21 protein-coding genes are annotated in these 25,102 nt (G+C 41.4%); all 21 read right to left on the minus strand.

The features are described from left to right. Positions 1-175: 175 nt before the first annotated feature. Positions 176-1,135, minus strand: coding sequence for an ROK family glucokinase (locus tag PW220_RS05450; protein WP_248054115.1), 960 nt, complete (start codon positions 1,133-1,135; stop codon positions 176-178). 97 nt (positions 1,136-1,232) lie between these two features. Then, positions 1,233-1,568 (minus strand): hypothetical protein, encoded by a 336-nt coding sequence (locus PW220_RS05455; protein ID WP_248051575.1) that lies wholly within the window; start codon positions 1,566-1,568, stop codon positions 1,233-1,235. After that, positions 1,569-3,437 carry an ABC-F family ATP-binding cassette domain-containing protein gene (locus PW220_RS05460; RefSeq protein ID WP_248054114.1) on the minus strand — a complete coding sequence of 623 codons (1,869 nt, stop codon included), beginning with the start codon at positions 3,435-3,437 and terminating at the stop codon, positions 1,569-1,571. Continuing rightward, positions 3,430-4,641 (minus strand): CCA tRNA nucleotidyltransferase, encoded by a 1,212-nt coding sequence (locus tag PW220_RS05465; protein WP_248054112.1) that lies wholly within the window; start codon positions 4,639-4,641, stop codon positions 3,430-3,432. Before PW220_RS05465 ends, PW220_RS05460 begins: the two co-directional genes overlap by 8 nt. Continuing rightward, entirely contained in the window at positions 4,638-5,405 is a 768-nt protein-coding gene (gene dapB, locus PW220_RS05470; RefSeq protein WP_248054110.1) for a 4-hydroxy-tetrahydrodipicolinate reductase, read from the minus strand. The genes PW220_RS05465 and dapB overlap by 4 nt, the downstream gene beginning before the upstream one ends. 8 nt (positions 5,406-5,413) lie before the next feature. Further along, positions 5,414-6,256 (minus strand): DegV family protein, encoded by an 843-nt coding sequence (locus tag PW220_RS05475; protein WP_105124565.1) that lies wholly within the window; start codon positions 6,254-6,256, stop codon positions 5,414-5,416. Position 6,257: 1 nt separating this feature from the next. Beyond that, positions 6,258-6,632 carry a DUF1149 family protein gene (locus PW220_RS05480; protein WP_105117059.1) on the minus strand — a complete coding sequence of 125 codons (375 nt, stop codon included), beginning with the start codon at positions 6,630-6,632 and terminating at the stop codon, positions 6,258-6,260. A gap of 134 nt (positions 6,633-6,766) precedes the next feature. Further along, entirely contained in the window at positions 6,767-12,772 is a 6,006-nt protein-coding gene (locus PW220_RS05485; RefSeq protein ID WP_248054108.1) for a ZmpA/ZmpB/ZmpC family metallo-endopeptidase, read from the minus strand. Positions 12,773-12,959: 187 nt separating this feature from the next. Beyond that, positions 12,960-14,915 (minus strand): PTS fructose transporter subunit IIABC, encoded by a 1,956-nt coding sequence (locus PW220_RS05490; RefSeq protein ID WP_248054102.1) that lies wholly within the window; start codon positions 14,913-14,915, stop codon positions 12,960-12,962. Beyond that, on the minus strand, positions 14,912-15,823 hold the full coding sequence (gene pfkB, locus PW220_RS05495) for a 1-phosphofructokinase (RefSeq protein ID WP_105117879.1): 912 nt from the start codon (positions 15,821-15,823) through the stop codon (positions 14,912-14,914). The genes PW220_RS05490 and pfkB overlap by 4 nt, the downstream gene beginning before the upstream one ends. Further along, positions 15,820-16,569, minus strand: a complete 750-nt coding sequence (locus tag PW220_RS05500; protein WP_105117880.1) for a DeoR/GlpR family DNA-binding transcription regulator — start codon at positions 16,567-16,569, stop codon at positions 15,820-15,822. Before PW220_RS05500 ends, pfkB begins: the two co-directional genes overlap by 4 nt. A gap of 113 nt (positions 16,570-16,682) precedes the next feature. Beyond that, positions 16,683-17,750 (minus strand): pyridoxal phosphate-dependent aminotransferase, encoded by a 1,068-nt coding sequence (locus tag PW220_RS05505; protein ID WP_248054100.1) that lies wholly within the window; start codon positions 17,748-17,750, stop codon positions 16,683-16,685. Between the two features lie 30 nt (positions 17,751-17,780). Further along, entirely contained in the window at positions 17,781-18,506 is a 726-nt protein-coding gene (gene trmD, locus PW220_RS05510) for a tRNA (guanosine(37)-N1)-methyltransferase TrmD (RefSeq protein WP_014637967.1), read from the minus strand. Further along, positions 18,496-19,014, minus strand: a complete 519-nt coding sequence (gene rimM, locus PW220_RS05515; protein WP_023370422.1) for a ribosome maturation factor RimM — start codon at positions 19,012-19,014, stop codon at positions 18,496-18,498. Before rimM ends, trmD begins: the two co-directional genes overlap by 11 nt. A gap of 116 nt (positions 19,015-19,130) precedes the next feature. Next, positions 19,131-20,153, minus strand: a complete 1,023-nt coding sequence (locus PW220_RS05520) for a DUF6287 domain-containing protein (protein ID WP_248054099.1) — start codon at positions 20,151-20,153, stop codon at positions 19,131-19,133. A gap of 113 nt (positions 20,154-20,266) precedes the next feature. Continuing rightward, entirely contained in the window at positions 20,267-20,602 is a 336-nt protein-coding gene (locus PW220_RS05525; protein ID WP_248054098.1) for a hypothetical protein, read from the minus strand. Positions 20,603-20,611: 9 nt separating this feature from the next. Next, positions 20,612-21,127 (minus strand): hypothetical protein, encoded by a 516-nt coding sequence (locus PW220_RS05530; protein WP_248054097.1) that lies wholly within the window; start codon positions 21,125-21,127, stop codon positions 20,612-20,614. A gap of 178 nt (positions 21,128-21,305) precedes the next feature. Further along, on the minus strand, positions 21,306-21,686 hold the full coding sequence (locus PW220_RS05535) for a DUF5301 domain-containing protein (protein WP_248054096.1): 381 nt from the start codon (positions 21,684-21,686) through the stop codon (positions 21,306-21,308). 69 nt (positions 21,687-21,755) lie between these two features. Then, a complete protein-coding gene (locus PW220_RS05540; RefSeq protein ID WP_248054095.1) occupies positions 21,756-23,093 on the minus strand; it encodes an MATE family efflux transporter in 1,338 nt (445 codons plus the stop codon). 69 nt (positions 23,094-23,162) lie between these two features. Continuing rightward, the gene (gene guaC, locus PW220_RS05545; protein ID WP_248054094.1) at positions 23,163-24,146 is read right to left on the minus strand and encodes a GMP reductase; all 984 of its coding nucleotides are present in this window, start codon (positions 24,144-24,146) and stop codon (positions 23,163-23,165) included. A gap of 291 nt (positions 24,147-24,437) precedes the next feature. Next, a complete protein-coding gene (gene nth, locus PW220_RS05550) occupies positions 24,438-25,061 on the minus strand; it encodes an endonuclease III (protein ID WP_105117887.1) in 624 nt (207 codons plus the stop codon). Positions 25,062-25,102 lie beyond the last annotated feature (41 nt).

The following is a 25,102-nucleotide window of genomic DNA, read 5'->3' on the forward strand; positions in this document are numbered from 1 at the left end:
TACTTACATAGTCATTTTATTACATATTTCAGATTTTTTCAAGTGATATTAAAAGATTTTTTTTGAATGTTCAGTTCTTACTGCTTATCGCATAACCTAACCAAAACCATCTACGTAGTTGATTTACAATGATAAAGAAAACGCTAAAAAAGCAGAGTTCCCCCTGCTTTAGATATTATTTCAAGACGAGTGATGCTGCACCCAATACACCTGCATCATTGCCTCGTGTTGCCAAGACAATCTGCGTGCTTTCCTTGATTTGTGGGAAACTATTTTCAGCAAAGACCTTGCGAACACCGTCTAACAAGAAGTCACCTGCTGCAGATACACCACCACCCAGGACAATGTAGGCTGGATTGAGCACAGCCGCAATATTGGCACAAGCCACACCTAAATACTCAGAGAAATGGCGGTAGACAATCAAAGCCAAATCATCGCCTTCTTTTGCCAAATCAAAGACATCCTTAGCCGTTACATCTTGCCCATCATCAATCATTTGTTTCAGTTTTGCATCGCCTGCGTATTGGTCTGCATAACGGCGGCTGAGGTTGACAATACCTGTCGCAGAAGCTACGGTTTCCAAACAACCCTTTTTACCACAGGTACAAGCAAACGGAGCTTCAAAGTCAACTGTGATGTGTCCTAACTCACCTCCTGCTCCCTTTACACCACGAATGAGGTTTCCAGCAGCGATAACACCGCCACCAACACCAGTTCCAAGGGTCATAAAGACAACGTTTGGATTGTTGTTACCAGCACCAACCCACTGCTCACCGAGGGCTGCTACGTTGGCATCATTATCGATAAAGAATGGCAAACCAAGGGCAGCCTCAAATTGTTCTTTGACCAACTGCAAGGTTTTCCAGTTAAGGTTATAGGCACCGATAACAGTACCAGCTTCGCTATCAACCACACCAGGCGAACCCATACCAACACCCAAGAAATCGTCCTTGGTTAAACCATGAGTTTCAAATCGCTGTTGAATACTGTCAATAATATCAGGAACAATGTGACTTCCCTCATCCAAAATATTGGTCTTGATAGACCATTTTTCTTGAATCTCACCTTCCGTTGTCAAAATCGCCAACTTAACTGATGTACCACCTAGGTCAATACCAATAATTTTTTTTGCCATAATGTTCTCCTTGCGTCTATATTTTCTTTATTATACCACAACGCAAAGGTTTGCGTAAAGCCTTTTCATGAACTTGTACGAACAAAAAAATTTTGCCCTATCTGAACAGATAGAGCAAAATCAAAAATTGAATATGTAAAATAAAACGACCAATGGAAAAGAGCATAACTGTCGTAAAATTGCTACCTTCCTTGGTTCCATTATAGAGAAAAAGAGTGGAGATGAAGGTAAAGCCCGTAGCAAAGCCCACCATTTGTACATCGTGATAGGCCTGACTGTAAAAATAGAGTGAAACAGCTAGCAAGAGCATGGATAAAACCGTCAAGATTAAGCGCAAAGCATTCATTTTTTTGGTCATAAAATAGCTATAGAGGGCTGCACCCAAGGTCACCAAGAGATAGATGACCATATAAGACATGACAAGAACTTTCATCTAGCCCTCCAGTTCGCTCAGATACTCATACCGCTCATATTTTTCCAAGAGCAGGTCGTTCTTCTCATCCAATTCCTTCTGCAAATCGGACAATTTTGTAAAGTCACTGCCACAGGTCAACATTTCCGCCTCGATTTCCGCAATCCGCTCCTCCAAGCCAGCAATATCCTCTTCGATGGTCGCCCATTCCTGCTTCTCAAAGTAAGACATCCGCTTCTTGGTTTCTTTTACTTTCTCGGATTTCTCCTTTGGTTTTTCCAAGGAAATGGCAGAGCTGGAAGTCAGAAAGGCCTTCTCATCCAGATAGTCTGTGTAGTTGCCAAAGAAGGTCTGAATGCCGTCGTCTTCAAAAGCCAAGATTTTGTTAGCCACCTTGTCCAAGAAATAACGGTCGTGACTGACGGTAATGACCGGACCAGCAAAGCCCTGTAAGAAATGTTCCAAGACTGTCAATGTCGCTATGTCCAAGTCGTTAGTCGGTTCGTCCAGCAAGAGAACATTGGGCCTTTGTAAAAGAATTTTCAGCAAGTAAAGTCGCTTCTTCTCCCCGCCTGATAACTTTTCAATCAAGGTCCCGTGGGTATTGCGAGGAAAGAGGAATTGCTCCAAGAGTTCTGCGATAGAAACCATACCAGAAGTCGTTTTTGCTTCTTCTGCCACTTCCTGCAAGAAATTGATGACCCGCTTGCTTTCATCTAAACCTTTAATGGTCTGAGAAAAATAACCGATACGGATGGTTTCCCCAATATCTACCTTACCGCTGTCTGCCTGTAAGTCGCCTGCAATCAGATTGAGTAAGGTTGATTTTCCTTTTCCATTATCACCAACAATACCGATGCGGTCTTTGTTTTGAATGAGCAGGTTAAAGTCTTTTAAAATGGGCTTGTCAGGATAGGAAAAGCTGACATTTTCAAAGTTAATGACCTTTTTACCGATACGAGAGGTTTCAAAATTGATTTCCAGTTCGCTATCGTCTATCTTGTTGGCTAAATCGCCCTTGAGGTCATGGAAACGATTGATACGGGCCTGCTGTTTGGTAGCACGAGCTTGAGGTTGTCTGCGCATCCAAGCCAGTTCTTGTTTGTATAGTTGTTCTTTCTTGTGACGAAGGGCAGCATCTCGCTCGTCCTGCTCTGCCTTTAAGCGAACATAGTCCTGGTAATTTCCCTGATATTCGGTCAAGCTAGCGCGGTCTAGTTCGAAAATCCGTGTCGCCACATTGTCCAAGAAATAGCGGTCGTGGGTAATAAAGAGAACAGATTTCTTGGTGTTTTTCAAGAAAGTTGTCAACCACTCAATAGTATCAATATCCAGGTGGTTTGTCGGTTCATCCAGCAAAAGCAAATCCGCATTGCCAAGGAGAACTTGGGCCAACTGCACCCGTCTGCGTAGACCACCTGACAACTCGGCAACTGTTTTGTTAAGCTCTGTTAAGCCAAGTTTGGACAGAACGGTCTTGACCTGGCTTTCAATCTCCCAAGCATTGAGAGAATCCATCTCTGCCATGACTTTCTCCAGTCTTGCTTGATTGGTTTCATCATAGTTAGACAAAAGCAATTCATATTCACGAATCAACTGGGTTTCACGAAGGTCAGAAGAAAGAACAGTGTCTAAAACTGTCTTACTTTCATCAAAATCAGGTTCCTGGGTCAGATAGGCGATTTTATAGGTATTTTTTGTATGAAAAGGTGATACATCTCCGTCAAAACCGATACGACCTGACAGAACATCCAGCAAAGTCGTCTTTCCTGTACCATTGACACCAATAATTCCGATACGGTCACCTTGGTGGATGATAAACGAAAGGTCTGCAAAAACCGTCTTATCACCAACAGACTTGGTCAAGTGTTCAACGATAAAATCACTCATTATCTAATCTCCCTTTTACAAACGCCATAATAGCTTTCTCTTCGTTTTCCAGCTGTCCTTCCACAATCTGGAATTCCACCTCTTTGAGCAAATTGCCTAAGACTGGACCTGGTTTGAGGTCAAATGCCTTCATCAGATGTCCTCCATTGACAACAATTTCATGCTTGTCATGGATAGTCAAGGCTTGGTCAATGCGGTCAATTCCCTCAAAATCTGTGACAAGACCTTGTGCCTGACGGAGTTCCTCTACCAAGTACAAGAATTCTTTGCCATACTTGAAACAGATTTGTTTGGTAACAGGTCCTGCTTGGCGAAGCTGATAAATCTCTACCAACTTGATTACAGTGCGTTGGAAATCATTACTGGTTTTCCATTTTTTCAGGAAGGACTTGATGTTATCAATACCTAGGCAGACAAAGAGCATGGCCCAGGCTTGTTCAGAAGTTGAAAATTGGAAATCTTCTGCCAGACTGGTCAACATGCTTTCAAGCTTTTCTCCCTTGTCTGCTAGGTCAGGCAAGAAATTGTAGGCCTTGGAATCAATCAGAGCACGCAAGCCTTTTCGCCAAAAATCCGCCATCAAGAGTTTATCAAACTCGATAAAGCTACGTTCCACCGAGATTTTTTCCAACAGTGGTGCCGTTTCCACCATAGCTGTGAAGGTCGTCGGCTCAATCTCAAAATCCAAGGTCGCCGCAAAGCGAAATCCACGCATGATACGGAGAGCATCTTCGTTGAAACGCTCAGCCGGGATGCCAACAGCACGCAAGGTGCGGTTATCTAAGTCAGTCATCCCATCAAAGAGATCAACGATTTGAGCCTCTTCATCAAGGGCAAAAGCATTAACCGTGAAGTCGCGACGTTTGAGATCCTCTTCCAAGGAACGCACAAAAGAAACCTGACTGGGACGACGATAATCTACATACTCTTCCTCTGTCCGAAAAGTGGTGATTTCATACTCTTTTCCGCCTTCCAAGACTAGGACAGTTCCATGCTCAATCCCCACATCAATAGTCCGCGGGAAGATTTGCTTGGTTTCTTGCGGATAGCTGGAAGTGGCAATGTCGACATCATGAATAGGTCTGCCCAGAATGGCATCCCGTACTGAACCGCCAACAAAATAAGCCTCGTAACCAGCTACTTTAATTTTCTCTAAAATCGGCAAAGCCTCCTGAAATTCAGAAGGCAGATTGGTTAATTTCATAGTAAGTGTTCCAAACCATATACGAGTTGTGAGCGTTTGACTACCTCTTTAATGCCGAGGTTGACACCGCCCATAAAGGAAATACGATCGTAAGAGTCATGACGAATGGTCAAGCCTTCACCTTGCGCACCAAAAATCACTTCCTGATGGGCAACAAGGCCTGGCAAGCGTACTGAGTGGATACGGAAGCCGTCAAATGCTGCACCGCGAGCACCAGCAATCAGTTCTTCTTCATCCGCTGCCCCTTGAACTTGTGACTGACGGACTTGGGAAATGAGTTCGGCCGTTTTGACAGCCGTACCACTCGGTGCATCCTTCTTCTTGTCATGGTGCAATTCGATGATTTCAAGATTTGGGAAATACTTGGCTGCCTGTGCTGCAAATTGCATAAGCAAGATGGCTCCAATCGCAAAGTTAGGAGCAATCAAGCCTCCCAAGCCCTTCTCAGCAGACAAGGTTGTCAATTCCTCAATTTCTTCAGGGGTAAATCCCGTTGTTCCAACCACAGGAGCAAAACCGTTTTCCAAGGCAAAACGAGTGTTTTCATAGGCAAATTTTGGCGTTGTAAAATCCACCCAGACATGAGCGTCTAGGCCAGCCACTTCTTCTTTTGTCTTGAAAACAGGAACACCATCTACTTCTGTTTCTATCGCAAATGGATCCACCAAGGCAGCCAGAGTCAGTTCTGCATCACCCTTGACCATCTCAACAGCCGTTGAGCCCATTTTCCCTTTAAAACCTGCGATAATTACCTTAATTGTCATGCAAACTCCTATTCAATGATGGGAGAAATACCAAAGGCCACTGCCCCTTCTCCCAAATGCGTACCAATGACTGAACCAAATGATACAATTGGCAAATCACTACCCACTCCGGCTTCTTCTAACTGTTGTTTAAAGTTTTCAGCTTTTTCAGGCGCATTGGCATGAATGATGGCAATTTGGTAGTGACCATTTTTCGTTTGTTCTTGAAGAATTTCTAACAAGCGCTTGATAGCCTTTTTCTCAGTCCGAACTTTTTCATAAACTTCAATCTTACCTTCATCTGTGAAGTATAAAATTGGCTTGATACTCAAGAGATTACCTAACAAGGCTGCACCATTAGACAGGCGACCACCTTTTACTAGGTGATTAAGGTCATCGACCATAATAAAGGCTGTGGTCTTGCCAATTTCTTGGTTCAATTTGCCAATAATTTCTTCAAAGCTCTGACCTTCATCGGCCCATTTGAGTACATTTTCAACCATCATACCTAAAGGTGCTGAAGTTATTTTTGTATCTGGGAAGGTAACCGTCAGGCCTTCATATTCTTCTGCCAGATACTGGATATTTTGGTAAAAACCGGAAATACCTGACGATAAGAACAAGCCTAGCGCGTGCGTATAGCCTTTTTCTTTCAAACTTGTCAAAATATCGTCTAACTCCATCAAACTTGGTTGGCTGGTCTTTGGTAAATCCTTTGATGAGGCCATTTTTTGATAAAATTCCTCAACGGTCAAATTTTGACCTTCGATATAATTGACACCATCAATGTTAACTGGAATATTTAAGACAAACAAGTCCTCGCGTTCTATCCCTAAAACAGCCGATGAGTCCGTAATAACTGCTAATTTCATATTAAAACTCCAAATTTACACCTGGTGCATCAAAAGCAATTTCTGTAACATCATAGGTCATGCGTTTCAACATATCCAATAGTGGCTCAACTAATGTCCGTTTTTCTTCCTCTGTAAATTCTGTCGGTTCATTGACGTAACGACCCTGAAGATGAACGGCTTGGCTCATAGCACCAGAAATAACAAAATGGTTCAAAACAATGATGAAACGCAAAATAGTAATCATTGATGTTTTATTTTCTTCTTCATTGCGTTCAAGTAGTTGGAAATCAACATTTAATTTCGTTTCTGGAACCCCATTTTCCTTTTCCCAAGCATGATTGCGGGCATCAAAGTGATACTGATTGACAAATTCTTTTTCGCGAATGATTTCCATGTCTAATTTCTCCTATAAACAATACTATGCTTATTATATCACAGTTCAAGGGAGAATTGGGAAAAAATAAAAGGAAGAAGGCGAAAATACTATCTTTCAACTTCTTCCCAAAAGGTAATGAGAATTGACCTCGGTCAATCTGTAAATATGGAGGAGGTAAAACTATCCGTTAATCCGACATAGGCTTTCAAAATAGCATCTTTCAAACCTTGGCGATTAAATCCTGCTTGCTTATTCTTAGCGGCCTGATAATCTTTATCAACTGCCTCCGCCATCAGCCTACTCAGCGTTTCAATATTATCTATTGTTTCAGTCTGACCATTGAAGCTAATCGTGATGGCTTTCAGTCTATCCTTCTTATCCCAGCGTTCTTTATACATAGCTTTTTTGAAGCTTGCATAATCCGTAAATTGTCCAGCAAATATTTTTTCAAAAATAAACTGATCAGATAGTAGACGACCTGCCGCCTCTGCTTCCGCTTTTAGCTTGTCTGTTGCATAAGGAATAAAGCCTTCTTCCCAACCTTTTGCTGCTAATAGCTCCAAGGCCGTCTTACGGAATTGTAAACCACCAACAGTACCACTATTATTTTGCAAGCCTGCATAAATTGGATAATAGAGCGGTACGAAATAATAGTTCTTCAAATTTTCGCGTAAATAGTCTTGTTCCAGCAAAAGTGAGGATTTAGCAACTAGTGCATGGTCAATCGCATCGTTGATAGTGGTAATGTTCAAGTTAGCCAGTTCCTCATTACTCAATTTCCTAATACGATCATGAGTATTTTGATAGCTAGGAAGCTGATTGGTAGGTGCTTCAGTGGCTGGGACCAACTCTATCTTGTTAAAGAAGTAAGGATAAGCCTCTTTCCCCTTAGTGGCAATGGCTTGGATTTCGACTGCATCCAAGAGGTAGGTCACATCAAAGACTCCTTTTAGATAGGTTTGTAAATCCTCTTTTGTTTTGAAGCGACTACTTGAAACATTGTGTGGGGTATTTGGACTATGTTCATTCATGAAATTAAAGCCATAGTAATAAATACCTCCACCAGCTGATGACTGCAACAAGCCCATAGCATAGGATTCTGCATCTTGACCAGGACGACGCTTATGACCATCTAACATGATGGTTTCATCATAGTTATGGACCAATTCATGACTCATAGTTGAATCCCCTAGATCAGATAACATGTCCCGATTTGAAAATTTCACAAAGGTTACTGTATCTGAAAAGGCACTATCTCTTGATTGTCTATGCCATTCATTCAAGGCACCTGCCAACTCCTGAACATAGCGGTATTCCTGATCATATTTACCAGCCCACCGCCGTTTATCAGCGTGGTCTTCAAATGCATTTGAATCTTTGATCCAGTAACCATCCCAAATTTCAGTTGAGCGTTGGATAAACTTATCTCTCAGATTAGAATCTGCCATTTGATACCACATATCCAAAAAGTCACCTAATCGTTTCCCGTGTTTCGGTATCCGACTTGTCTGTACTGTCTTAACTGTTTGGTAATATTGTTCTGGATTGGTCTTTTTCAAAGCCGTATCCACATATCTTCCGTAACCACCGAAGGCTACTGTTGCCATTGAGCTCATTACGAAAATATCATCCTTCTCCTTGATATTAAGCAATGGCAAGTAGTATTTTTCATAACGTGGAATACGTCCCAGATGACTATATAGACTGGTGTCAATGCTCGAGTTTGCATTGGATGGAATTTCATAAACAAAGGCATTGGTCGCTTCTTTAAACCACTTCCTTGAATCAGTTTCTCCCAAGAACAATTTCTTATTGTATTCCAAGAAATCACGAACTGTTCCAAGCTGACTAGAGAGTGCTCCAAAACGTTCCTTATGAATGGCTGCATTATTGGCAAGTGTTAATCTGTCAAAATACATATCTTCGTAGCCATTTTGTGAAACATAGAACTGATCATCATCCTTGGTGAGTTTATCCGTAAATGACCTCAACCAGCCTAGAGTATCTAATTGACGCTTATAGAAATCCGCATGATGGAGCACAATATTCTTGATATTGGTATCTCCATATTTAATGCCATATAGCCTATTGAGGTAGGCAAGAGCGAACATAATTTTTTCTTTATCTGCCAAGAATTCTTTTTTAATGACATCCCTGACAGCCTTGCTTGTGGTATCAACTACCTGTCTATTGGCCAGCAAACCTTTGATATGGACTTCGAGATTGTCTTTGACTTCTGCAAAGGATTCATCTAAGTACAAGTCTTTTAGTTTGGCGTTCTTGTCTGCAGTTTGGATATGTAAGATGTCAGCCATCTCTTGGCTGTCAAGATCAACCTGAGAAAATGCTGTCACTAGTTCATCGATGAGACTGGTTTCCAGAGATAGTAATTGTTCTGGTGTATAGAGAAGTTGTTCACCTAAGCCATATTCCACAACCTTGGTCTTACCGTACTCTCCCTTAAATACCAAAGGTAGAACTTCCGAAGTTCCATCTTCATAATGGATCAGTAATTTGGTCAAGGAAGCGTGTTGGTCATAGATATTTGTTGCTACTCCATCCTCATTCAAGGTCAGAACTGACTGGATAGGCTTGCTATAGAGATTACTTGCTTCATCAATCAAGTTACCATATTTAACAATCGTATTCCGGTCATAGAATGGCAACAACTTAGACGTGTTTTCATAGGCAGTTCTTCGTTTAGCCTGAGCATTTTGAACCTGGTTATAATCGATGGTCTGCACGGAATTCGACTGACTATTAGTATTTGCCTGCTCGGTCTTGGTAGGAGCTGTTGGAATTCCCCATGCCTTGATTTTATCTAGCACGGCTTCTTGAGAAAGGCTTGTAGACTGAATGGTAGGATTTGGTTGGCCTGTTGCATGACCTTCAACACTATAAATATTGGTTGGCATTGACCCGTGTGTAGTATATAGATTTTGTGCCGAAGCAATGATACCTCCATTGGTAACAGATACACCTGTTGCAATATTATTCAAGACAGACATCCTAGCTGTACCTACAAAACCTCCAGTATCAGCAGGTGCTGTAGCCTGGATATTTCCTTTAACATAGGCATTGGTAATCGTAGATAAAATCATATCCGAAGTGACACCACCAATTTTTTGTCCGCGGCCACTTGCTGTCTTAGCATCAATTGCCACATTAACCCTTACCTTGTCAATGGTTGAACTATTTAGTATTCCTGTAACACCACCCATATAGTAGATTTCATAGCTTGCTGTATTATTTAATCTGACATCGATGATGGAATTGCTAATGCTTGTACCATTTGTTGCTTCGTAAACCAAACCAGCAATATTTTGTTTGGCCGTAATATTTCCTGAAACAGTGACCTTATCAATGGTAGCCTTATCTGCTTTTTTTGCTAAGGCAGCTACTGCTGTTTGATCATTTACAATGGCCACATCTTTTAAGGAGATATTTTCGACCCTAGCATTCTTAAGAGTGCTGAAAAGCGGTCTATCTAACTGTAAAATCGAGTAGGCCTTTTGCCCACCTAGGCTCTTCAGACTTCCAGTAAATTCTTTGGTAACGTAGGTGTCAGTCGAAACCTCCTTATCAACAACCATATCAGCAGCTAGATAATAAGTGCCACTAGGATTGTTATTGATAGCATCTACTAATTCACTAAATTTACTGTAGGCCCCCTCTTGCAAGACAAGTTTATCAATCATAAAGGTATGATTTTTATCAAAACCATTATTATTCTGGTTAAACTTAACCAATTTCGGATGAATAATATTTACCATAATCCCCTTGTCAGCATTCTCAAAGCTATCAACTGGAAGATAAATATCTTTGTTGTTTACAGTAGAAATCTTAACAAGGTAGTTTTCTGAAGAAATTGGAGCGCTAGTCAAGGCTGTAATCCTTGTTTTCTCGCCAAATTCATCAACTTGATACAGCTCAATACTATTGTAAGATCGAAATTCCAGCAACTTATTCTCTAGTTCAAATTTTTCTGTTCTGAGCTCTTCTTCCACATCATCACTACCTAAATTATAGGTAAATCGTGTTTTTACTTCATAGTCAGTGTTCAGCAGCAAATCGGCAAATGGAACCTTGTATAGCTCTTCTTGTGTTAGAATTTCTTTTTCTGTGACTAATTCATCCCCTTTGTATAGAGATACCATAGCCCTGACAAATGTAGAATCATTGTCTATCAAAGTATAGCTTACTTCTACACTCCTATCATCTACATTTTCTTTAAGAATTGATAAAACTAACTCCGGTTTGGTTTTAATAGGTTCTTCTGGTTCTTCCGTTACTGGAAAACTTGGGACAACGGGATCTGTTGGGTCCTCGGGTAGAACCTCGTCCTCTGTTGATGGTGGAACGGGAGCTTCTGGCTGTTCAGTAACTGGGTCACTCGGAGCAATTGGGACAACGGGACCTGTTGGGTCCTCGGGTAGAACTTCATCTTCTGTTGATGGTGGGACGGGAGCTTCTGGATCTTCAGTAACTGGAGAACTTGGGACAACTGGCTCTGTTGGGTCCTCAGGTAGAACTTCATCTTCTGTTGATGGTGGGACGGGAGTTTCTGGTTCTTCCGTTACTGGGTCACTTGGAGCGACGGGATCCGTTGGAGTTTCTGGAAGAACTTCGGCCTCTGTTGATGGTGGGACGGGAGCTTCTGGCTCTTCCGTAACTGGGGCAATTGGGACAACGGGATCTGCTGGTTCCTCGGGTAGAACCTCATCTTCTGTTGATGGTGGGACGGGAGTTTCTGGAGCTTCTGGCTGTTCAGTAACTGGGTCACTCGGAGCAACTGGGACTACAGGATCTGTTGGTTCCTCGGGTAGAACTTCGTCCTCTGTTGATGGTGGAACGGGAGTGACGGGGACTTCTGGTTGTTCCGTTATTGGTTCACTTGGAACACTTGGGACTACAGGATCTGTTGGTGCCTCAGGTAGAACTTCATCTTCTGTTGATGGTGGAACGGGAGTTTTCGGTTCTTCTGGTTGTTCCGTTATTGGTTCACTTGGAACACTTGGGACTACAGGCTCTGTTGGTGCCTCGGGTAGAACTTCATCTTCTGTTGATGGTGGGATGGGAGCTTCTGGTTGTTCCGTTATTGGTTCACTTGGGGCAACAGGCTCTGTTGGTTCCTCGGGTAGAACTTCGCCCTCTGTTGATGGTGGAACGGGAGTGACGGGGACTTCTGGTTGTTCAATAACTGGAGAACTTGGGACTACGGGCGCTGTTGGTTCCTCAGGTAGAACGTCGGCTTCTGTTGATGGTGGTGCCGGAGTGACGGGAGCTTCTGGCTCGTCCGTAACTGGGGCAATTGGGACAACGGGATCTGTAGCTTCCTCATGTAGAACGTCGTCCTCTGTAACTGGTGGTGCCGGAGTGACGGGAGCTTCTGGCTGTTCAGTAACTGGAGAACTTGGGACAACGGGATCTGTTGAGTCCTCGGGTAGAACTTCGGCTTCTGTTGATGGTGGAACGGGAGCTTCTGAATGCTTAGATATTCCCTCAACCAATGTATTTGGCAATATCAATTCGCTTGGCGACTTCTGTTCACCAGCATTTGCTTCTGTTACTGTGATTGTCTCATAATTGACATCCCCTTCTAAAATAAAACCTACAAATTCATGTTGATCTATAGAAATCACTGCTTGTGGCAAAGCTTCACCTATGGCAAGGGTAAATTGTTTATCAAAACCTGAGAGGCTACCTGTAGAAATTGCAGCCACTGAAAGACTACCTGTAGCAGTTAAAATAATCAGACTTCTAACAATTCGTTTTTTCCTATCTTTTGTAAGAGATAGACCGATAATCAATAGTCCTAAACCAACCAGACTACTTGTAAAAGTCGGGATATCTCCTGTTTGAGGCAAATTTGTCTTTGGACGATAGACCATATAGTAAGTATGGGTATCCCCAACCTGCCTTGCTGGAATGGTCGCTTGAATTCGTGCCTTCTCATCTGATGTCAGTTCCGAATAAAGGACATACTTATAGGAAATCTGTTCTCTTGCTACATTTGTATGGGCGAGAGCAGTCAATTCTGCTTTCATAGCCAAATTTGGTACAAAAAATAAGGCGGCAGTCATACCAATAATGACTGATGCAACGCCTCTATTAAATGTACGAATAGAAAACTTATTTTGCTTTTCCTTCCAAAACATATGAAGCTCCTTCGTTTGTTTCTTCTTACTTAAAAGTATAGCATATTTTTCTAATAATATACTGTTGAAAAACGAATAAAATATTTCAATATACTATATGCGACGTTCTTTACATAATTATTTATATTTTAATCTAAATACAGCATTTTCCAGATAAAAAACCTTGCCCGAAGACAAGGTTTTAATCTTATTTAGCTTGACGAAGAGCTCCGTAGAGAATACCTGAAACTACTGCACCAATCAATACATAAAGGATGTAAAGCAATGGATTTGAAGTCAAAGCGATAACGAAGATTCCACCGTGTGGAGCCATCAATTGGATACCTGACAAACCTACCAAGGCACCTGCAAGGGCAGAACCTGCGATAAAGCTTGGGATTGCACGAGCTGGGTCAGCAGCACCAAATGGAATGGCACCTTCAGTGATGAATGACAGACCCATAACAATGTTTGTCAAACCTGAGTTACGCTCTTCTTGCGTGAACTTGTTCTTGAACAAGAGAGTTGCGACAAAGACTGCCAATGGTGGAACCATACCACCTGCCATAACTGCCGCCATCGCTACAGAACCACCGTCTGCAACAGTTGCTGCAAGCGTACCTGTACCGAAGACATAAGCCGCCTTGTTGACTGGACCACCCATATCGACTGCCATCATTCCACCGAGGACAAGTCCAAGGAGAATAGCAGAGCTACCTTCAAGACCTGCAAGGAAGTTGTTCATACCAGTGTTGATAGCTGCCATTGGGATGTTTACGAAGAACATCAAGAAACCAGTGATAGCTGTACCCAAAAGTGGCAAGAGCAAGATTGCATTCAAACCTTGGAGTGATTTTGGCATGTTACGCAAAGCGTTGCGAAGAACAAGAACTACACCACCAGCTAGAAAACCACCAACGAGGGCACCCAAGAAACCAGATGATACACCTGCAAGAGCAAGGGTTTCTTCACCACCAGCTGCGTAAGGGATTTTACCAAAAGCAAGACCGCTACTAGCAATTGCACCAGCTACGAAACCAGCAACCAAACCTGGTTTTTCAGCGATTGAGTAAGCAATGTAACCTGCAAGAAGTGGCAACATGAAGCCAAAGGCTGCTCCACCAATCTTCATGAACATAGCTGCGATTTCGTTGTATGAACCTAGGCTACCAAGGCTGTCGCTTGGTACACCGAGCAAATTATCAAACAAGAAAGCAAGGGCAATCAAGATACCGCCACCAATAACGAATGGCAACATTTGAGAAACACCACTCATCAAGTGTTTATAGAATGCTTTACCAAGGCTAAGTTTTTCTGAAGATTCCACAGTAGCTGCTCCTTCTGTCGCTGTATAAGTTGACGCTTTACCGTCCAAGATGATGTTAATCAATTCTTCTGCTTGTTTGATACCAGCAGCAACTGGACGAGATACCAATGGTTTCCCATTGAAACGAGGCATATCAACAGCCTTATCTGCTGCGATGATTACACCTGCTGCATTCTTAATGTCTTCAGCGGTTAGTTTGTTACCAACCCCAGACGCACCGTTTGTTTCAACCTTGATGTCAACACCCATCTCAGCAGCTTGCTTCTTAAGAGCTTCTTCTGCCATGTAGGTGTGGGCAATACCTGTTGTACATGCTGTAACTGCAACGATAAATGGACGGTCGCCACTTGGAGCGGCAACCACTTCTTCAGCCGCTTTATCTGCTGCTTCTGCTGTATCGAAGACTGCAATCACTTCTTCAGGATTTGTTGCCGCACGAAGTCTATCAGCAAAACCAGCTTTCATCAAGTATTTAGACAATTCCGCAAGGGCAGCCAAGTGGGTGTCGTTAGCACCTTCTGGAGCCGCAATCATGAAGAACAAGTCAGTTGGTTGACCGTCAAGACTTGCATAGTCAACGCCCTTGTTTGATTTAGCAAAGAGAACAGTTGCTTCTTTGACAGCCGCATTCTTAGCGTGTGGCATTGCAATACCGTCGCCAAGACCTGTTGTTGTCTGTGCTTCACGGTTCATAATACCTGTTTTGAATACATCAAAATCAGTTACGTATCCTTTTTCTACCAAGCTAGCAATCATTTCATCGATGACTGCTTCCTTGCTTGTCGCTTGCAAATCAAGCAACATGACATCTTTTTTCAAAACGTCTTGAATTTTCATAGTGTTTCTACCTCAACTTTTTCATAAGTTTCCTTAATAAATTCGATACTTGCCAAATCATCTGAAAAGGCTGTTGCCGTACCGCAAGCAACTCCCCATTTAAGGGCTTCGATTGGATCTTGTGAGCGAACGTATTCGCCAGTAAACCCTGCCACCATGGAATCTCCAGCACCGACAGAATTTTTCACCATTCCCTTGATTGGTTTGGCAAAGTAGGTTGCTGTCGGAGTAACCAACAAAGCCCCATCCCCTGCCATAGAAATGATAACGTTCTGAGCTCCCATATCTAAGATTTTCTTAGCGTAGGTTTCAATGTCAGCTATCCCCTTCAATTCAACATTGAAAATAGCTTCCAACTCGTGGTTATTTGGTTTAACCAAAAGCGGTTGGTAAGCAAGTGAATCCAGAAGAGTTTGCCCTTCAAAGTCACAAACTACTTGAGCCCCTGCTTTTTTAGCCACTGGAATTAGCTTATTATACACTTCATTTCCAAGGCTAGCTGGTGCTGAACCAGCAAAGACAACTGTGTCATCTTTAGTCAAGCCAGCCAAAACCATTTCTAGTTCTGCCAACTGTGTATCTGTCACAATCGGACCCAAACCGTTGATTTCTGTTTCTTGGTCGGCTTTGATTTTCACGTTAATCCGCGTATCTTGGTCCACCTGAACAAAATCGGTATCAATGCCTTCAGCAACCAATCCATCTTTGATGAACTGACCAGTGAATCCGCCAAGGAAACCCGTTGCTGTATTCGGATAGCCCAATCGCTTCAAAACACGACTAACGTTAATTCCCTTACCGCCGGCATACTTATCGTCGCTCTCCATACGATTGACACTGCCTGTTTCAACTCTATCAAGTCGAACAATGTAGTCAATAGCTGGATTGAGCGTAACAGTATAAATCATACCTCGATTACCCTCGTTTTCTCTTTTATGATGTCCAACAAACTGCTCTCCGAAGATTGACAGATAATATTGGCTTTTTCGATGGCTGCAACCTTGGCAAAGGAGAATTGACCAATCTTCGACGCATCTGCTAGAACATAGCTTTCTTTTGCATTGTCTATGATAGTACGTTTGATGGTCGCTTCTTCAATGTCTGGCGTTGTAAAGTAGTTTTTATCAATACCATTCATTCCCAGAAAGGCCTTATCAAAATTGAGCTGTCGAATTTGTTCCAAAGCCAAGGCACCTACTGAAGCATCGGTTGATTGTTTAACAAAACCACCTATAATAATGGTCTTTATCTTGCGTTCAACCAACTTGACAGCATGGTGAATGGAATTGGTCACGACTGTTAGATTTTCCTGTTGGAGATAGTCAATCAAGACACCGGTTGTCGTCCCTGCGTCTACAAAAATCACATCGCCGTCCATGATTAACTGTGCTGCTCTTTCAGCAATCATCCGTTTTTCTTGAACGTTTTTGACAGATTTTTCCAGAATGGATTCTTCCAGTTGCAAATTAGCTGGTGCTTCCGCACCGCCATGTACTCTTCGAAGTTTTCCTTCATTTTCTAACTCGTCCAAATCCCTACGAACAGTGGATTCAGATGTTGCTAGAATGTCAACCAATTCTTCCAAGCGGACAAATTGTTGTGCTTGAATGCGTTCTAATATGACTTGCTTGCGTTCTGATTTGAGAATGTCCAACACCTCCTGCAATCGTTTACAAAAACCATTATACACTAAAAACCATCATTGTCAATCATTTTCTGGCAAAATCTTTCAAAAAATGTCAATTTTCTTCAAAAAAGAACAATCTCTTACGAAATTGTTCCCCTCTCTATCATTGATTTGACCATCTCTTTAAGCATAGCCATCTCTTCTGGCCGGCCAATGGACAGTCGAATGTAACCTGCTAATTTCCCTGTTGGATAGTACTTGAAATTCCAATCTTTTGCCAAAGCTTGCCGGTGAAACACTTCTGCCCACAGTGCCTTAAAGGTCACAAAACTGGTCTGACTTGGCAGGACATGACAATCTTCTAATTGTTCTAAAAAAGCAATCATTTCTTGACGCAGTTTGACAATTGTTTCAACCGTTTCTGTTACTTTATCTTTGTAATCCAAGGCAACTGTAGCCATATGAGCCGTTAAATTGGATAGACTAAAAGGTGGAATGACCTTGTCCAATTCATAAATAAGCTCTTCACTTCCAACCGCAAAACCAACTCGCAAACCTGCTAGACCAAAGGCCTTGGAAAGTGTACGCAAGACCAAAACATTCTCATATCCTTCAAGGCGACTGAGAAAGCTCTCAACTTCTGCAAATTCAATATAGGCCTCGTCAATAACCAGCAATCCCTTGAAAGAAGTCGCTAACCTTTCCAAATCTTCCATGGAATAGGCAACCGATGATGGATTGTTTGGGTTGGAAAGCATGAGAATTTTCGCATTGGTTTCTTGAGCACGCGCCAACAAGTTGTCAACTGGCAAAACCAAGGTCCCATCTTTCTCTTCCAATTCAATGGCTTCAAACCGGCTACCATGCATCTGGTTATAGGTTTCATACATGAAGAAATCAGGATTGACCGTCAAGAATGTATCATCCTTCTCCATAAAGGTGGAAACAATCATATGAATGAGGTGGTCGGAGCCAACTCCCACCGTCACCTGTCTGGGATTTACTCCAAGATAGGTCGCATATTTCTCAATCAACTCTGAGTAAGTATTGTCACCGTAAAAGCTCAATTGACCAACTTCTAAGCTCTCTAAGGTCTTTTGCGGTAAAAAGGACCAATCAATAATGCGATTTTCATTATTTCCCAAGTCAAATCTAGCCTTATGTTTTATTTTATAAGGTTGGTAGTCTTCAAATACCTGACGTTTCATAATTTTCTCCTTTGAACATGAAAACACAGTCTAATCAACTGTGTCTTCTGCTTTGATTTTTTCAAAAATAGCTAACTCTTCAGCTGTAAAGTTATAATTTTCCAACAAGTCTGGACGACGTTGATAGGTTTTTCGTAGGCTTTCTTCCAGACGCCATTTTCGAATATTTTCATGGTGGCCACTCATGAGAACATCTGGCACTACCATCCCTCGATATTCGTAGGGACGAGTGTACTGAGGATATTCCAATAGCCCTGATGAAAAACTATCATCCGTATGGCTGACTTCCTTGCCAATGACCTCTGGAATTAAACGAACAGTAGCATCAATCATAGTCATGGCTGCCAATTCGCCCCCAGTCAGAACATAATCTCCAAGAGAAATCTCGTCTGTCACCAAGGTCTTAATCCGCTCATCATAGCCCTCGTAATGACCACAGATAAAAATCAACTGCTCTTCCTGTGCCAATTCTTCTGCATAGGCCTGATTAAAAGTTCTACCAGCAGGATCTAACAAGATAACACGGGGCTTGGTTTGTTCAATGCTATCCATGGTATCAAAAATCGGTTGAGCTCGGAGTAACATCCCTTGACCACCACCATAAGGCTCATCATCCACATGGCGAGCCTTTTCAGCTTTCTCACGAAAATTATGGTAGTTGATTTCCAGCAAGCCCTTGTCACGCGCCTTGCCCACAATAGAATGTTCCAGCGGAGCAAACATTTCTGGGAAGAGGGTCAAAATATCAATTCTCATCGTCCAAGCCCTCGAGCAGTTCCACATCTACGCGATTGTTTGGAATATCAATGTTTAAGACAACGGGCGGAATGTAAGGCAAAAGCAGGTCTTTCTTCCCTTTGCGTTTGACCACCCAAACATCATTAGCACCAGGTTGCAAGATTTCCTTGATTTGTCCAATCAGTTGGTCATTTTCATAAACATCCAAACCAATAATTTCATGATAATAAAACTCACCATCTTCAAGGTCGGACAAATTTTCTTCCGCAATTTTCAAACTAAAGCCCTTGTACTTCTCAATATCATTGATGTGGTACATACCCTTGAACTTGATAATATCAAAGTTCTTAGCCTTACGGTGACTAGCAATTTCAACTTCCATGACAAACTGGTCCTTGTCATTAAACAAGGCCAATTTCGCCCCTTTTTTAAAACGTTCTTCTGCAAAATCCGTTACAGATAAAACACGCATTTCTCCTTGTAAGCCTTGGGTGTTAACAATCTTACCTACGTTAAAATAATTCATAATTTCTCCATCTGATTTTCTATCCTTTTATTTTAACATGATGAGGTTATTTTCTCAATAATAAGGCAAAAAAAGAAGGAGATAGGATTGTTAACCTACCTCACTTCCATAAATACTTAATCTTGTTTATAGAAAACCTCGTTTGCAACCTCTTCTGCAGAAAGTAGTCCTTGACTGATAAATAATCTATTTTTAGTCGTATCGCTTAAATCTGTTTCCCCAGTGTATGTAAACTCAATGGCAACGCCTGCGGGAATAACTCTAAGTCCTGCACCGTACATACCAAAACTATAGCCCCCAACTGCTATACCGTTTGAATCGATTTCACGAATGGTTAGGTCGCTATCCTCCTCATTAGTAACCTTCCCTGATGAATCAATAACCAAGACAGTCCCTTTGGCATTTGCCCAAGTTCCAGCAATAGTTGAGAAATCACCAGCTAACAGCCCCTGCATATCAATAGTAGGTGCAGATGTATTTTCTTGCACTGCTACAACTTTTTCCAATTTAGTCCATGAAAGCGTGCTTAAATCGACAACTGTGGCAGATGAAGGATTGGTCGCCCCTTCTGCCTGTAGGGTCAGTTGACCTGCAGTAGAGTCATATTTATAGTTTCTAAAACTACCAGCCGTTTCTAAAGAGTAACTTCCATCTTCAAGTGGCCACAGGGTTACTTTTTCACCAATCTCTGGACCTTGCTGACGGAACTGATCAACCAGTCTTATCAACTGTCCGTCATTCCCTACAGTATATAGGTCGATGAGGACAAATTGAGAACTCGTCGATAAGGCAAGAGCTAATTCATCTACACCATCTTTATCAAAATCGTTTTGGACATAATATGCTCCAGTATAAACAGTTGGATATTGTTTAATCCCATAAAGAAGACTACTCACCTCATCACGATTTAGGGCTGAAAGCTCCAATCCCAAACTTGCCTGATAACGGTCAATAACCTTTTGATAGCTAGAATAATCCACCTCTACCGTCTTCGTTTCCGACTGACTTGAAGTTGTTGAACTCGATGTTGCTTGTGAACTTGATTGACTGGTTACAGCCTTCTCTTGCTTCACTTCACCCGATTTACACGCAGTCAAAAGCACTACAGAAAAAAGTAATAGAAATTTCTTCATTTTCATATAACCTCCAAATATAGTAGCAAATTTCCAAAGCTTGAAAAGCTACTTATCTTAAGTTTAATATTTTGGGAATATTTGTCAAGGTAAATGTTTGACTACATGCGACCTGATTTCTAACAAATTTTTTCGACAGGATTTGAACCTGCGAGTATTAGGATACTTATATTTTCATTCCTTGCCATAGAATGTGCATATTTACTTGCAGCTTCTTGGCTAGAAAAAACATGGGCTTGATTATAGTCATAAACTATGTTGTAGATATCATTAAAACTATCAATAGTACCAACAAAACTCTGTCTCTCATTTATCAAGTCAATAATTGTAATCCTATATTTTGATTGCTCTTCTGCCCATCTCTTTTCTTCATTTGCCTTTTTCATCTTAGGGTAAATGAAATATCTAAAAATAATGACGGAAGCAAATAATAAAATAGTTACAAAATCGCCCATAAATAACTCCTATAGATTGTTGAGTTGTTCACTCTGAACACGTACAGCCTCTTTATATTCTCTCATTGTTTTAGGATGTCTGATAACAGAAAAAAGTACTTGATTAGCAATTAGCAGGTATCGGACAAAAAATGTAATAATAAATGCAAAAGCAACGGTTTTTACATTCTCGGTGTAATCCCTAGAAATTTTATTTTCGTTGATTGTATAGTGGTGTTCCCTAGCTAAACTCTCTGCAGTAACATTTTTTATACCATCCTTACTAAAAATCGAGCGACGATATCTAAAAATCTTCTTGGGATCATATGGAAATTTGAAGAGTTGATAGTCCGAATACCAGAAGAATGTATACACTGATAACATCAAATAAGCAAAAAATAAAATTGTTCCTACGTTGATTTCTCCAAATAAAAATGGTAGCAAACCCCAAAAAAGATTAAAATAGAAAACATCACCTAAATAGTATTTCAAAGGTACCTTAGGTGTATCAAAATAATTTTTAAAAAATGTTGTAATTTTTTCCATAAAAAGTCTCCAAAATTAGTAGTAGATAGATTAGCATTTCCTTATGAAGCTCCTCCTTTAGCACATTTTTTTCATACAGTTCTATCTATCTCTTATATTGTACCCCCCCCCCGAACATATTTGTAAAGGTAAATGTTAAAAAATTTAAATTTAAAAAGCCGGATTGCTCCGACTTCTTCTAGTCTATTAACTCAGACAAGGACTTTTTGGTCCTGACTGTCAACTCATAAGGAAACTCCAGATAGGTTTTGCCACTTTTCTCATAGAGATAGGCAATTTTATTATAAGGTTGAAAGATTAGTTGATAATATTCCTTTACTCCGACTGGCTGGTCATGGTTGCTAGCATTTTTGAAAAGATAAGGATGAATTTGGGAAAGCTCTGACAGAAAATCGCTCATTTCACTACCTTCCAGAGTTCTTAGCTCTCCACCATCCTGATTACTAATTACAATCTGGTCAGCTTGAGGTAAACTAATTTCAGTTTTCTTCACAACTTGATAGCCAAGTAAGATGCAGATACAAGATAAAACAACAAAAATCAACCATCTCTTTTTCATATTAGCACCCAACCTTTTTTAGTAAATTATATCAAGCTCAGAAAATCTGTCAAGAGAAAACATAGAAATCTATTGAAGGCTAGCAATTTTCTGCATCCGTAATCTTAGGGCAATCCCGCAAACAAAAATACCGCTAATCAGACCAATCCAATAGGCTTCTGGTCCCAGGTGGAAAAATCTTTCCAGGAAAAAGGCAACCGGAAAGGTCATGGACCAATAAGCAACTAGGCCAAGTACAAATGGAACAGTCGTATCCTTGTACCCCCTCAAAATTCCTTGAATTGGTGCTGTATAGGCATCTGCCAATTGGAACATGAGGGCAAAGCTTAGAAAATGTGAGGTCAGTCGGACAAAGTCTGTATCATTTCCGTAGAGAAAGGCAACTTTGGAACGGAAAAAATAAAGGAAGGTTAAGGTCAGACCTGCAAAGCCTAACGCTACCAAGCGTCCCAAACGGCTGTAGGCTTTTACATCTATAGGTCGTTTTGCACCCACTTCATAGGCAACCACAATAGCCAAGGCTGAGGATACCGATGATGGAAAGGCATATAATAAGGTTGCAAAGTTCATGGCCGCCTGATGAGCCGCGATAATCTGAGCAGAAAATTTTGCCATGTAAAGGCCAACTACTGCAAAAATAGCCACTTCTGCAAAGACTTGCAAACCAATTGGCAAACCAATTTTCAAGCCTTCCTTCAATAAAGAAAGGTCAATCGGACTCCACCGCCAAATCTGATAAGAAGAAATGGTCTTATTTTTGCACATGACAAGGACAATGACTAGCAACACAGCCCAGTAAGCTAAAGCAGTGCCCAATCCAGCACCTGCTCCGCCCAGGGCTGGTAGGCCCATTTTCCCGTAAATCAAGAGATAGTTGAAGAGGCTGTTAAAGGGAACCAAGAGCAACATGAGGTACATGGAGAGTCGGGTCAAGCCCAAGGCGTCGAAAAAGGATCGACAGACACTGAACAGTAAGAGGGGCAAGATACCGATGGAGATATAGTAGAGGTACTGCCGACCGACCTGAAAGACAGCTTCGTCCAAGTCGAAACGTGCGAGGGATGGAATAGCTATAAAAATGACCGAGCACAAGAGTAAAACGGTTAATCCAATAGATAGATAGACAAACTGATGAAACTCTTGTCGAATCTTTGACTTCTCTCCTTGTCCCAAATATTGGGCAATAATCGGGACAAGTGCCGACACAATTCCTGTCAAAAATGAGAACAAGGGATTCCATAGGCTAGTTGCCATAGAAACTCCTGCCAAATCCATGGTACTGTACTGACCAGTCATCATGGTATCAATGAAGGATGCCGAGTAATTAGCAAATTGATAAATTAAAATAGGCAAAAATATTTTGATAAAGAGCCAGAGCTTCTCTTTGTTATTTCTTGTTTGGTACATACTTATTCTCTTTCAATTTTATATAAATATTGTAACAAGAAAAGGACCTGCATTGCAAGTCCTCTTTGACTAGATAGAATCCCCATTCCAGATTGAATTTTTTACAATTACATAATCAACGTGCTTCAAGCTGGTCATGTCACGACCGCCAGCATAAGAAATGGATGATTGCAAATCTTGCTCCATTTCAATCAGCGTATCTTTCAAGTGGCCTTTGGCTGGCAGGAGAATTTTTTTACCTTCTACGTTCTTATAGGCTCCTTTTTGGTATTCAGATGCAGAGCCGTAGTATTCCTTAAACTGTTTGCCGTCTACTTCTACTGTCTTTCCTGGGCTTTCGATGTGACCAGCAAAGAGCGAACCAATCATAACCATGCTAGCACCGAAACGGATGGATTTGGCAATATCTCCGTGGGTACGGATACCACCGTCCGCAATAATCGGCTTACGAGCAGCTTTTGAACACCAACGAAGGGCAGCCAGCTGCCAACCCCCTGTACCAAAACCAGTTTTGACCTTGGTGATGCAGACCTTACCTGGACCAATTCCAACTTTTGTTGCATCCGCACCGGCATTTTCCAACTCACGAACAGCCTCAGGCGTTCCCACATTTCCAGCAATGACAAAGGTATCAGGCAATTCTTTCTTGATATGCTTGATCATTTTAATCACGCTATCCGCATGACCATGCGCAATATCAATAGTAATAAACTCAGGCGCGTCAGCTTTTAAACTAGAAACAAAGTCGTATTCATAGTCTTTCACACCAACCGATATAGAAGCAATCAAGCCTTGGTCATGCATGCGTTTCACGAAGGGAATTCGCCCCTCTTCATCAAAACGGTGCATGATGTAAAAATAACCATCTTTAGCCAACATTTCCGCCACATCTTCATCCAAGATTGTCTGCATATTGGCTGGAACAACTGGCAGTTTAAAAGTGTATTTTCCGAGTGTTACAGATGTATCTGCCTCTGAACGGCTATTGATGATACATTTGTTTGGAATGAGCTGAATATCTTCGTAGTCAAAAACTGGTGTTTCATTAAACATGAGCTTCTCCTCTGTTCGTTTTTAAATGATTTTTGTATTAGGAAATACTAGTTTGTTCGTTTTTCCTTAACCGACATCTATAATTATAGTCTATCGTTTGTTTTTTGTCAATATGCTTTGCATATCATGCGTAAACGTTCGTTTATTATCGTTTTATAGAAGTAAAACGGGATTGAATATTCGTCAAATTCCGTTTTAGAAGACATTCTATTGAATATTTCAAAAAACGTTCTGATTTTACTGGTTAATTTAAAAAAGAAAACGAAAAAAATCTTCAAAAACTGAAGATTTTTAATCAAATTCATATAATTGTGGAAATTTTTCACACTCAGGATTTTTAGGATGGCAGACTTCTCGTCCAAAATAAATCATAGCCTGGTGGGCTGGCAGCCAGAGTTCTGGTGGTAAGACCTCCATGACCCGCTTTTCCGTTTCCTGAGGAGTAGCCGATTTTTTGACAATGTCGTGGTGTTTGCAGATCCGACCCACATGGGTATCGACTGCGAATGCAGGAATGCCAAAACCGACACTCAATACCACATTGGCCGTTTTTCTCCCCACACCGGCTAAGGCTTCTAATTCCTCCCGTGTCTGTGGGACAATGCCATCATGTCGGTCCAACAACTGCTGGGCACATTCTTTCAAAAACTTGGCCTTATTACGATACAAGCCCAAGCGAGAAATGTAGGGCTCGATGTCCTTCACCTCTGCTGCTGCCATGGCTTGAGGTGTTGGAAAGGCTGCAAATAGACCTGGGGTAGCCTTGTTAACAGCAGCATCCGTTGTCTGAGCTGACAAAAGTACTGCGCAGACCAATTCAAAATGGTTGCGGAAATCCAAACTAGGTTGAGCATCAGGGTAAAGGGCGATGATTTCTTCAATAACTTTTCTTGCACGTTTCTTTGATAATACCATATGTCCATTATAGCATGAAAAAGAAGAATTTTCTAAAAAGT

This window comes from Streptococcus sp. 29892 (genome assembly GCF_032594935.1).
GTDB lineage: Bacteria > Bacillota > Bacilli > Lactobacillales > Streptococcaceae > Streptococcus > Streptococcus hyiners.